This window comes from Butyrivibrio sp. NC2007 (assembly GCF_000421405.1).
GTDB lineage: Bacteria > Bacillota > Clostridia > Lachnospirales > Lachnospiraceae > Butyrivibrio.
Genome location: NZ_ATWY01000014.1, coordinates 36886 through 48324, shown reverse-complemented (window position 1 = coordinate 48324; position 11439 = coordinate 36886). Strand labels below are relative to the sequence as shown.

General features: G+C 45.3%; 10 protein-coding genes. All 10 read right to left on the bottom strand.

The features are described from left to right. Positions 1 to 10 precede the first annotated feature (10 nt). The 10 genes from G632_RS0111990 to G632_RS0111945 all read right to left on the bottom strand — a co-directional run bounded on the left by G632_RS0111990 (position 11) and on the right by G632_RS0111945 (position 11418). On the bottom strand, positions 11 to 1129 hold the full coding sequence (locus G632_RS0111990; protein WP_022769481.1) for a carbamoyl phosphate synthase small subunit: 1119 nt from the start codon (positions 1127 to 1129) through the stop codon (positions 11 to 13). A gap of 286 nt (positions 1130 to 1415) precedes the next feature. Continuing rightward, positions 1416 to 5222, bottom strand: a complete 3807-nt coding sequence (locus tag G632_RS0111985; RefSeq protein ID WP_022769479.1) for a phosphoribosylformylglycinamidine synthase — start codon at positions 5220 to 5222, stop codon at positions 1416 to 1418. 74 nt (positions 5223 to 5296) lie between these two features. After that, complete coding sequence (locus G632_RS0111980) at positions 5297 to 5893, bottom strand: TetR/AcrR family transcriptional regulator (RefSeq protein WP_022769478.1); 597 nt, start codon at positions 5891 to 5893, stop codon at positions 5297 to 5299. A 16-nt stretch (positions 5894 to 5909) separates the two neighbouring features. Then, positions 5910 to 6383 (bottom strand): hypothetical protein, encoded by a 474-nt coding sequence (locus tag G632_RS0111975; protein ID WP_022769476.1) that lies wholly within the window; start codon positions 6381 to 6383, stop codon positions 5910 to 5912. Between the two features lie 105 nt (positions 6384 to 6488). Then, positions 6489 to 7019, bottom strand: a complete 531-nt coding sequence (locus G632_RS0111970; RefSeq protein WP_022769475.1) for a zinc ribbon domain-containing protein — start codon at positions 7017 to 7019, stop codon at positions 6489 to 6491. Positions 7020 to 7040: 21 nt separating this feature from the next. Beyond that, positions 7041 to 7934, bottom strand: coding sequence for an HAD family hydrolase (locus G632_RS0111965; protein WP_022769474.1), 894 nt, complete (start codon positions 7932 to 7934; stop codon positions 7041 to 7043). A gap of 64 nt (positions 7935 to 7998) precedes the next feature. After that, positions 7999 to 9579 (bottom strand): PP2C family protein-serine/threonine phosphatase, encoded by a 1581-nt coding sequence (locus G632_RS21310; RefSeq protein ID WP_022769472.1) that lies wholly within the window; start codon positions 9577 to 9579, stop codon positions 7999 to 8001. Continuing rightward, positions 9554 to 10096 (bottom strand): HAD family hydrolase, encoded by a 543-nt coding sequence (locus G632_RS19920; RefSeq protein ID WP_022769471.1) that lies wholly within the window; start codon positions 10094 to 10096, stop codon positions 9554 to 9556. Before G632_RS19920 ends, G632_RS21310 begins: the two co-directional genes overlap by 26 nt. Next, entirely contained in the window at positions 10077 to 10949 is an 873-nt protein-coding gene (locus tag G632_RS19915; protein ID WP_022769469.1) for a ParB/RepB/Spo0J family partition protein, read from the bottom strand. Before G632_RS19915 ends, G632_RS19920 begins: the two co-directional genes overlap by 20 nt. Continuing rightward, a complete protein-coding gene (locus G632_RS0111945) occupies positions 10933 to 11418 on the bottom strand; it encodes a GNAT family N-acetyltransferase (RefSeq protein ID WP_022769468.1) in 486 nt (161 codons plus the stop codon). Before G632_RS0111945 ends, G632_RS19915 begins: the two co-directional genes overlap by 17 nt. Positions 11419 to 11439: the final 21 nt, after the last annotated feature.

The window sequence follows — 11439 nt, the reverse complement described above, 5'->3', positions numbered from 1 at the left end:
CTACTAAAGCTTAAGCGCGCATCATTCCGATGAATCTGTCGAACAAATAACCGGTATCCTGAGGTCCGGGGCATGCTTCCGGATGGAACTGAACCGTGAAGATGTTCTTGCCCACATATTTAAGACCCTCATTGGTGCCGTCGTTGACATTCATAAAGGCTGGCTCTGCCACTGTTTTATCCAGTTTGTCCGTATCCACTACGTAGCCGTGGTTCTGTGATGAGATATAAACACGGCCTGTTGAGAGGTCTTTTACCGGATGGTTGCCGCCTCTGTGGCCATAGTGCAGCTTGTAGGTATCGCTTCCTGTTGCCAGCGCCATGAGCTGATGTCCAAGGCAGATGGCAAAGATCGGAACATCTGAATTGTAAAGCTTTTTGATCTCTTCAATGACTCCGGTGCACTCCTTGGGATCTCCGGGGCCGTTTGAAAGCATGATTCCATCGGGCTTATCAGCGAGGATCTCCTCTGCTGTGGTGTTGTAAGGATAGATTGTAACCTCGCACCCTCTTGCAAGAAGCGCATCTGAAATATTCCTCTTGGCGCCAACATCAAGAAGGGCAACCTTAAGTCCCTTGCCGTTCTCTTCCTTGGCAATCTTCGGGATCTTCTCGCCTCTTGGATTAGGTGCTGTGAGTCTTACCTTTTCCTTGCAGGAAACCTTGGATACCACGTCTCCTGTTGTATATGCATGGAGCTTGTCCTTGATGCTGTCGTAGGTCACATTCTCATTGGTTGTGATGTACCCGTTCATGGTACCCTTTTCCCTGAGGATCCTTACCAGCTTTCTGGTATCAATCCCCTCAATACCGGGAGTCTCATACTTCTCCAAAAACTCCTGCAGGCTCATATCACATCTGAAGTTGGAAGGAACCCTGGCCATTTCCCTTACAATAACTGCATCCGGCCAAATCTTCTCGGACTCCATGTCCTCCAGACATACACCATAATTACCGATCAGCGGATAAGTCATGCAAACCGCCTGTCCGGCATATGACGGGTCAGTAAACACTTCCGTATAACCGGTCATCGAAGTATTAAACACAATCTCACTGACAACATCCTTATCAGCTCCAATATGTTTTCCCTCGAAGACTGTCCCATCCTCTAAGATCAAAAAAGCTTTCATTAAAACCTCCAAAAATAAACAAACTAACTCATTACAAGCACAAATGAAGCCATCTATATACTTCATTCTGAGCAAACATCTGACTTATGAATCAGACACTTAATACTTCCAATACGTAAGCAGATGCCGGGCCCACATAATTTATATGTGAGGCGATTTCATGCCACGGAGCTGAGACCAATCAATCGTAAGTGCCTATGCACGCAGCGATTGATGCCCTGGGCTCAGTGCAGTGCCCGGCATGCCGAGACTCACATATAAATTATGTGGGCCCGGCCGTTGCGTATTATTTGAAATACCTTACGCCTGATTCGAATATCTTCAGATCCTGCTCGCCGAAGATGTTAATGGCTACTCCATCGCCGCGGCGTTCGGAATGAGCCATCTTGCCGAGGCAGCGGCCGTCGGGTGAAAGGATACCTTCAACAGCCATATAAGATCCGTTGATGTTCCACTCGTCGTCCATTGTTACGTTGCCGTCGAGGTCGCAGTACTGTGTTGCGATCTGTCCCTTAGCAAAGAGATCCTTAAGGACATCATCAGGTGCAACAAATCTTCCTTCACCGTGAGAAGCAGGGTTTGTGTAAACTCCGCCGAGCTCTGCTCCTGAGAGCCATGGTGAATTGTTGGAAACAACCTTTATGTATGCCATCTTGGAGATGTGTCTTCCGATGGTGTTGAATGTAAGTGTAGGTGAATTCTCAGTCTGTCCTGTTACATGTCCGTAAGGTACAAGACCAAGCTTGATCATAGCCTGGAATCCGTTACAGATACCAAGTGCAAGTCCGTCTCTGTTATCAAGAAGGTCCTCGACTGCTGCCTTGATCTCCTCGTTCTGGAAGGCTGTTGCAAAGAACTTGGCACTTCCGTCAGGCTCATCACCTGCTGAGAATCCGCCGGGGAACATGATGATCTGAGCATTGTTTATTGCATTCTTAAACTCTGCAACAGACTCTCTGATGTCCTGTGCATCCCTGTTTCTGAAGATCTTAACGTTTGTCTCAGCTCCTGCTCTTCTGAAGGCCTCTGCAGAATCGTACTCGCAGTTGCTTCCAGGGAATACAGGGATAAATACTGTAGGCTTAGCTACCTTATTCTTGCAAACATAGATGCTATCTGCCTTAAAGAGGTCTGACTTAACCTCGCTCTTATCCTCTGAAACTGTAGAAGGGAATACCTTCTCAAGCTTCTCTTTCCAGTTTGAAAGAGCTTCTGAGAGCTCGATAACAGCTCCGCATGCCTCAAACTTAGCGTTATCTGTTACTTCACCAATCTCTCTTGCTCCGCTTACTGCAAGGGCATCAGCTGCAAACTCTGCAGGAACTTCGGCAATAATGTTACCCATATCGTTGGCAAAAAGCTCTTTTGCAGAAATATTATCTGAAATCTTAACTCCAAGACCGTTACCGAAGGCCATCTTACTTACTGCTGCTGCGATACCGTAGGCATCCTCTGCGTAAGCTGAAACGATCTTGCCGGCTGCCATAAGCTCTTTTACCTGACCAAAGAGTGCACAAACCTTGTCGTAATCAGGAAGATCGAAGCTGTCCTTAGGAAGAACGAACTGAACAAGCTTATTGCCGCTCTTTTTAAGTTCAGGTGTGATGACATCCTTAAGGCTTGCAACGTCTACTGCAAAAGAAACCAAGGTGGGCGGAACGTTTATCTCGTTAAAGGAACCTGACATTGAGTCCTTACCACCTATGGATGCGATGCCGAACTTCAGCTGAGCCTCAAATGCACCAAGAAGTGCTGTGAAAGGCTGGCTCCATCTTGTGGGATCCTCTGTCATTCTCTTGAAGTACTCCTGGAATGTGAAGTGAAGGTTTCTGTAGTCACCGCCGCTTGCAACGATCCTTGCCACGGACTCTGTTACAGCAAAGGCTGCGCCGTGGTATGGGCTCCAGCTTGAAAGATATGGATCAAAGCCGTAGCTCATCATGGTTACTGTATCTGTCTTACCTGCAAGAACAGGGAGTTTAGCGATCATGGTCTGTGTCTCTGTGAGCTGGTACTTACCACCGTAAGGCATAAGAACTGAGCCGGCTCCGATGGAGGAGTCGAACATCTCAACAAGACCTTTCTGTGAGCATACATTGAGGTCCTTCATCTCAGAGAGCCATGCCTTTTTAACATCGCCTTCCGCAAGGGCAGCCTTGGCACCCTCACTTGCTATAGTCTCAAAGTAGTTATCTTCCTTGGAAGGAATCTCTACCTTGACCTTGGTCTCCTGGTGAGCTCCATTTGTATCAAGGAACTCTCTCTTTATATCTACGATCTTCTTGCCTCTCCAGTTAAGAACAAGTCTTGGCTCCTTGGTAACAACCGCAACTTCTACTGCCTCGAGGTTCTCCTCTGCAGCATATGCAAGGAACTGTTCTGTATCTTTCTTGGCAACAACTACTGCCATTCTCTCCTGTGACTCTGAGATAGCAAGCTCTGTTCCGTCAAGACCTGCATACTTCTTGGGTACAAGGTCAAGGTTGATATCAAGACCCGGAGCCAGCTCACCAATGGCAACTGAAACTCCGCCGGCACCAAAGTCGTTACATTTCTTGATAAGCTCACTTACTTCAGGGCGTCTGAAGAGCCTCTGAAGCTTTCTCTCTGTAGGAGCGTTACCCTTTTGAACCTCAGCTCCGCAGCTGGTAAGTGATTTAGAATCATGAGCCTTGGAAGAACCTGTTGCTCCGCCGCAGCCGTCTCTTCCTGTGCGTCCGCCAAGGAGGATGATGATATCACCGGGATCTGCGCTCTCTCTGATAACGTGCTCCTGAGGAGCAGCGCCCATTACAGCACCGATCTCCATACGCTTTGCAACATAGCCGGGATGGTAAACTTCCTTAACATAGCCGGTTGCAAGACCGATCTGGTTACCGTAGGATGAGTAGCCGGATGCAGCGCCTCTTACGAGCTTCTTCTGTGAGAGCTTGCCCTTCATGGTCTCAGCAACGGGAACTGTAGGATCTGCAGCACCTGTTACACGCATAGCCTGATATACATAACCTCTTCCTGAGAGAGGATCTCTTATAGCACCGCCAAGACATGTGGCAGCGCCACCGAAAGGCTCGATCTCTGTAGGATGGTTGTGTGTCTCATTCTTAAAGAATACAAGCCAGTTCTCTGTCTTTGGTCCCTGTCCGTAGTCAACTTCAACAGGTACAACAACTGTGCAGGCGTTGTTCTCCTCAGATACTTCCATATCTGTGAGCTTTCCGTCTGCCTTTAATTTCTTCATTCCCATGAGCGCAATATCCATAAGGGAAATGAATTTCTCTTTCTTCTTGTCATCTGATTTATAGAGCTCATCTCTTGCTGCAAGGTAGTCTTTGTAAGCGCCTTCGATCGGCTCTTTGTAGAATCCATCGCCGAACTCCACATCAACAAGCTCTGTTCCGAAAGTGGTGTGACGGCAGTGGTCTGACCAGTATGTATCAAGAACCCTGATCTCTGTCATTGTAGGATCCCTGTGCTCGTCAGATACGAAATACTGCTGTATCCACTTAAAGTCGTTGAAGGTCATGGCAAGGCCGAGAGACTTATAGAGTTCCTCAAGCTCTTTTTCCGGCATATCCTTAAAGCCGTCAAGGATCTTTACATCCTCGGGCTCGTCATAATTCTCAACAAGAGTCTCGGGCTTAGTATCTGCTGCGATCCTTGAATCAACAGGGTTCATGGTGTAATCCTGGATCTTCTTAAGCTCTTCATCAGATACATTGCCGATCAGCATGTAGGTTACAGCTGTCTTTATAACAGGCTTCTCGTCGCCCTTAATAAAGCGCACGCACTGCTCTGCGGAATCAGCTCTCTGGTCGAACTGTCCGGGAAGTGCCTCAATGCTGAACACTTTGGCATTATCCGGGATCTCGATCTCCTCTCTGTAAAGGATGTCTACAGGGGGCTCTGAAAATACGGTTCTGCAGGCCTTTTCAAAGACTTCATCAGATATGTTCTCAACATCATATCTGATAAAGATCCTTACCTGTTCTACACTTCGTATTCCCAGGTAGCCTTTGATCTCAGACTTCAGTTCCTTGGCCTTTCCGGCGAAGGGGGCTTTCTTTTCCACATAAATTCGTCTTACTGCGCTCATAAAATCTCCTCTTTCCTGACTACTTATTTATTAAAAAAGTGCTTTAGAATCATCTAAGCACTTTTTAAACCAAATTAATTATTTAATTCATCGGGCACTAACCCCTCTAATACATACATCAGCTCTCTGTCAATGGCTTCTTCTGTAACGCCGATGGTCTTGGAGGCGATCTTGAGGCCTTCCACCACGTACATAAGATTGCGAGCACAGCCAACAGGGTTCTCGCAATAGAATTCGCCGCTATCAACGCCATTTTCTATGAGCTTTTCAACAATACGCACCGCTGTATCGAACTGGTTCTTCAGCGGATTATCTTTAGACTGTGCCTTATGAAGAGAGAAAAACTCATAAGTGGCAACAGTGAGATTATTCTTTTTTCTAAGGATTTCTTTTTTCTGTTCCTTGAGGAAAAGAGCGAGCATATCGCCGGCGGATGCATCACCGGAAAGTGCGAGGGCCACTGCCTCTTCATCATCCTCTGAGGAATCGTCTGCAAGAACTGCAAGGAATATTTCTTCTGTGCTGGAGAAATAGAGATAAAGACCCCCACGACTGATTTCACAGGCGTCTACAATATCCTTCATAGTTACATTCTTGAAACCTTTTTCGGAAAAGACCGTTCTGGCCTTCTCAAGAATGTACTTTTTCTTCTGGACTGACTTCTCTCCCATCTCTCCTCCAAAAACCTCAGCAAGTTTTCACAGCCCAAAACTTCACGAGCTCGTCCATTTTCTTGACCACATTGTACAGAACACCGTTACGGACTCCCTCTGCCCAAACGGTACCCTTGGTCATACCGGTAAGGATGTACTTGGACAGGATACCTGCAAGATCATCGATATCAGTGATCTGCGCATCCTGAATGAATGAAAGCTCATCCTTGGCCGAATTTAAGCGATGTCTTGAATATACATAGACATAGTTGCGATCCATAAGGTTTGTATTCTGCGCCGCCTTTACAAATGAAAGCAGTGAAGAATCATATATCGGAAATGGCATGGACTTAAGTTCAGAGTTGTTATAGCTCTGAGCCACTTCATTGCTTGCATTGTCCTTAAGCCAATTCAGATACGGAACTATCTTATCAAGCTCCGGGCGATATCTTAAAACTATATCCTCTACGCTGTTCTCATTGACACTTCCGTCATTTTCGAAACCCATTGAACACCGCTCCCCTTCTGGCTTTGCGCCATTTTTCCAACTAAATCCGTCAGAAATCATTATATCAATTACCACAAAAAAAGTACAGATGATTTTCCCCGAATATTATACGTAACCCGGATAGTCATCCTTTAGCATGAACATGAAAAATCCGGCGAGCTTACTTACAAAAATACAGGTAAAAATCTTAAATGCAAGCCCAAGAGGCTCTGCTCTGTCAAGCTTTTTCCATGCAACAACGGTCATGGGTACCATCCATAAAAGAGGTATCAGGTAAGCTGTTGCACCTGCTATGCATGCAATTATAAGCATGACCTTGATAGCTGTGACATATCCTCTGTTCTGGTTCCTTGTCTTCATGGCCGCCTGGCGCTGCCACTCATCCATTGATTCCTGTGTAAGAACAGGCTGCGCTACAGGCTGAACCATTGGCTGCTGAACCATTGGCTGCTGCACTATAGGCTGCTGAACAACAGGTTGCTGAACAGTTTCAGGCTGAAAAAATACAGGAGCAGGCTCCATGTCCATCACAGTCTTGGGTGCCTGTATCCTGGGCTTACCCGTAGCTGCTCCGCAGTTAGGGCAAAAAGCGTCCTCATCTGAAAGAGGTACTCCGCATGAATTACAGTTGGTCATTCATAAACTCCTTAATCTAAATCAATATCTGACACCAAGGCCATGGAGTTCTTCCACCACCTGGTCATAAGTCTTATAGTCAATACCGTGCCATCCAAGCTCTCTTGCAGTCTTAATATTGGCCGGCGTATCATCGATAAACACTGTTTTCTCAGGAACAAGATCATATCTCTCCATAAGGAGCTTATATATAGCCTGGTCGGGCTTAACCACATGATCTCTGTAGCTAAGGATTCCTCCGTCAACATAATCAAGGAAAGCCATGGCATCCTTGCAGCCCTCAAGAGCCTGCTTGCTGAAATTGGATAAAACCAGTACCCTGTAGCCTGCTGCCTTAAGTGCCTTTATCCATGGTATAGTCTCTTCTCTCTTTATAACGATATCTTTGATATCCGAAAAAGCACTCTTAAGCTCATCACCTATCTCAGGATCATTGTCCGCAAATCTCTGGGCAATCTCCTGCGTAGTAAGGTTTCCTATATCAAACTGAACCCAGTCATCACTGTTTACAGATGCCTTGCCCATTCTCTCGACCATCTCTTTATCATATCCCTTGTTCTCAAGGAACTTATCCCAAGCAAAGGTTGTGAGCACGTTTCCTATATCAAATACAACAGTATCGATCTCACTATCCGGCACTACATTTCCGTACTTGTCATGCTTCTTGTTGCTGGTCATGGCATCGAGAGAGGCCACGGTATGTCTTCCGGTAAATACTCCGATAGCCCAGATAAGGAGCCACAGAAGTATCGGCACAGCGATGGTCGCTGCAACGCAGCCAATAAATACATTGTAGGTATCCGGTGAACCTGTAAGTGCTTCATATAAAAGAAGAAGGTACATGCCTACGAGCAGAACGATTCCAACCCAGGCAAGCACCCTCTTATATGTTTTTGTTTCCTTTTTCTCATTCATATAGTACATATTCCTCGCATAAATATTAAAACCGTTAATGCCAGGGAATATAATACACTATAAATTATTTATTGCCAAGATATTTAAAACCAAGCATTGTGATGTCATCAAACTGCGGAGCATCGCCCACAAATTCATCGATTCCTTTGGCAACGATCTCGCACATGCGCCTTGCATCCGCATCGGGTTCACTGTTGAGAACCCTAAGAAGTCCGTCAGTTTTAAAGAGCTTATCCTCGGAATTGGTAGCTTCAGTGACACCATCTGTGTAAATAAAGAGGCTGTCTCCGGGGTCTAAGGTAAACTCGTTTTCTCTGAACTTAAGGCCCGGAAGCGTAGCAACCGCAGGTGAATGCTTGTATTTTACAAGTTCGAACTCTCCTCCGGCCTTTCTTACAGCCGGGTGCTCGTGACCTGCATTTGCTTCCACAACTTTTCCTGTCGAGATCTCCAGAATTCCCAGCCATACTGTTACAAACAACTCTGCATCATTGCCCTCGCACAGCTGATTGTTGACATCATAGAGCACCTGTGATGGAGAGAGCTTGCCTCCGTTCAGGGTCCTGTTCTTGATACTGGTCTTGGCATTTACCATGAAAAGAGCTGCCGGAATTCCCTTACCTGATACATCTGCCATTACTATAGCAAGATGGTCATCATCCAGGAAAAAGAAATCGTAGAAGTCTCCACCTACTATCTTGGCAGGGTCCATGGTCGCATAGATATCAAACTCTTTTCTGTCCGGGAAAGGAGGAAAATCACTTGGCAGCATATCCGACTGGATCTTGGCTGCAACGTCCAGCTCTGCGCTGATCCTCTCCTTCTCAGCTGTGATGGTCTTGATACTGTCAATATAATTCACAATATCTTTTTCCATGCTGCTGATCTCTTCGGCAAGATCCTGCATCTCATCCCTGGTCTTAATGGTATCCAGAGTATCGTCGGGCTGCGCATTGTTCCTGGCAAAGCTGCTGACGTTATTCTTTATGGTGAGCAGAGGCCCTATCAGATTCTGTTTCAGAGCAATATAGCTAAAGACAACATACAAAGCCAGAAGTATCAGAGCTATTATTATCATGTAAAAGATATAGCTGTATAGTGTTGAAAGAATAACTTCCATGTATGTGTCAACAAATAAAAGAGCCACCACATTTCCGCTGCTGTCCTTAACCGGCATACAGCTGGAAGTTAAATATCCGTATTTCTTGGACTTTCTGACAAGATAACTCTGGGGCCTTACTCCCTCTTTATAAGCTGTCCATATCTCATCAAAGGAAGCAGCTATGGGATCCGTATCCCCCATAAAGGTGTCAGGATCGTAGATATAGCGCATGGTTCCATCTTCATAGGGAACCATAATGTAAATATAAGCTGCGCCCGTGTGCTGCTGCATACCTCTTAGGTAAGACGACATTTCTTTATAATAGTCATCACCTCTCCAGGTAGTGGTATATTCGGCTATCTTATCGTGATCTATCTCATCCAGAATTATATTCGCTATAACATATCCCTTGTCGTTATACTCTTTTTGTATTGCGCGATTAAATATATAAGATCCGCTGAGGCACATAAGAGCACTGAGTATCAGCGCAAATATACTGATACTGAGTACACTCTTTTTAGTTACCGTCCACCTGGTCTTCATCGTTTATCCCCTCCCGGAGCTCTTTTCTGTGTCTTACCTCTCCGGCAAATTTTATTATCTTTTCCTTCCAGTCATCATCAGGGCCATCCAGCTGATAGGCTTCATACCCAAATGTTCTGCCCTGCGTGCAGATGATGGCTTCATCATCGATGTGAAGGGATATCCTGTATCTGCTGGGTACTTTCTGCGGAAGAAGCTGCGAGCTGTTTTTCTGCACTTCCCTAAGATGCCTGTTTCCGTTGATTATACCATCAAATTTGACACCATAGTGCTTAAAGAGCCCCTTGATATATTTCTCACTTCGAAAAGATGATGTGTATACCCACACTTCATACCCAAGCTCCTGCAGGGTATTGATAAGCTCCGGCGTTCCCAGGCGCAGTCTTTCCTTGTAGTATTTATTGAACGGAAACTTAAGCTCCGGCTCAGTCTTATGGGTCTTGGGGTACACAAAAAGAACTTCATCAAGATCAAAGGATACCCTCATCTTTTCTTCATTATTCCTGCTTTTTTTCATCGAATCCTCCGACGATCTTCATGACCTGATCGGCCCAGTTCCCCTTTTCTTTGTCTATCTCAAAATCTTCGAATTCCTTTGTGACTGTATTGATCCTGACAACAGAATCATTGTCGATGTGCATGGTATATTTGTACTTCTCGGCGATCATCTTATCAAGATCGGTCTTACTCATCGAGCTGATGGATTTCTGCCTCTCAGTACCGGTCACAATACCGTTGACCTTCACATGGTAGCGCTTAAAGTAATTACGGATGTAGTCCATGGAATAGTACTTGGCAGTAAATACCCAAATATCATAGCCATACTTGGACAGATAATGGAAAAGAGCCGGAATACCAAGCCTTATGTCTTCCTTAAAGAAACGATTAAAAGGAAACATCAGCTTTTTCTCAAGTTTGCCATCGTACCCTGTCGTAAATACAACTTCGTCCAGGTCAAAAGAAACTATCTTGTCATGGACTGCGCCATTAAGCATTTCCTTGATATCGGCATCATGAGTAAGGTTTACCAGCTTAACCGGTGCTCTCCTCCTGCCCACAGTGTAGTAGGCAGCCCATCTGTGATGGCCGTTTATAAGCATATATCCGTCGGGATGCATCTTCTCGATAATAAGAGGTTCTTCCTTATAAAGATCAACATTTCTTCTAAAGAACTGCTCATACTCCGAAATGATACGATCGCTGGGTCCTACCTCAGGTTTTGTGAACTCATCATCGGGATTGGGATGAAGCTTCATCACGTCTGCCTTGGTCGTAAAAAAGCGCTCCAAAGGGCTTGCCTTTATGGGAAATGCTATTCCCTGGTAGGATTCAATCTGCTTTTTAAGATAGTCTTTAAATCTTTCTCTCATCAAGAATAATCTCCATCATTCTTTCTTTCGTGGTCATTCCCATCTTTTCATAGAAATGTTCTGCAGACTCATTGCCTTTCCATACATTTAGGGTGACTTCATAGCAGCCAAGCCTTTTGGCCTCGTCTTTGACATATTCAAATATCTTTTCCCCAATATGCTGTCCGCGGGCGTTTTCATCAACGCACAGATCGTCTATGAAAAGAGATTTATGTGGAACCATGGTGCTGGTAAAAGCGGGGTTCTTCAGCTGACAAAACGCATAGCCCAGAACCGTATCTCTCTCATCTGTTGCCACGAAAATAGTTTTCTCGTCATCAAGCATCATTTCTTTCAGATCATTTTCGCTGTACTTGGTCGTACCCGAAACGAATATGTCAGGTCTGATGTTTGCATGAATCTCAAGTACCTGCCCCAATAGCTCAAGGATTCTTTTTATATCTTTATTTTCTGCTCGTCTTATATTCATATCATTGTCTCCTCCAAGCTT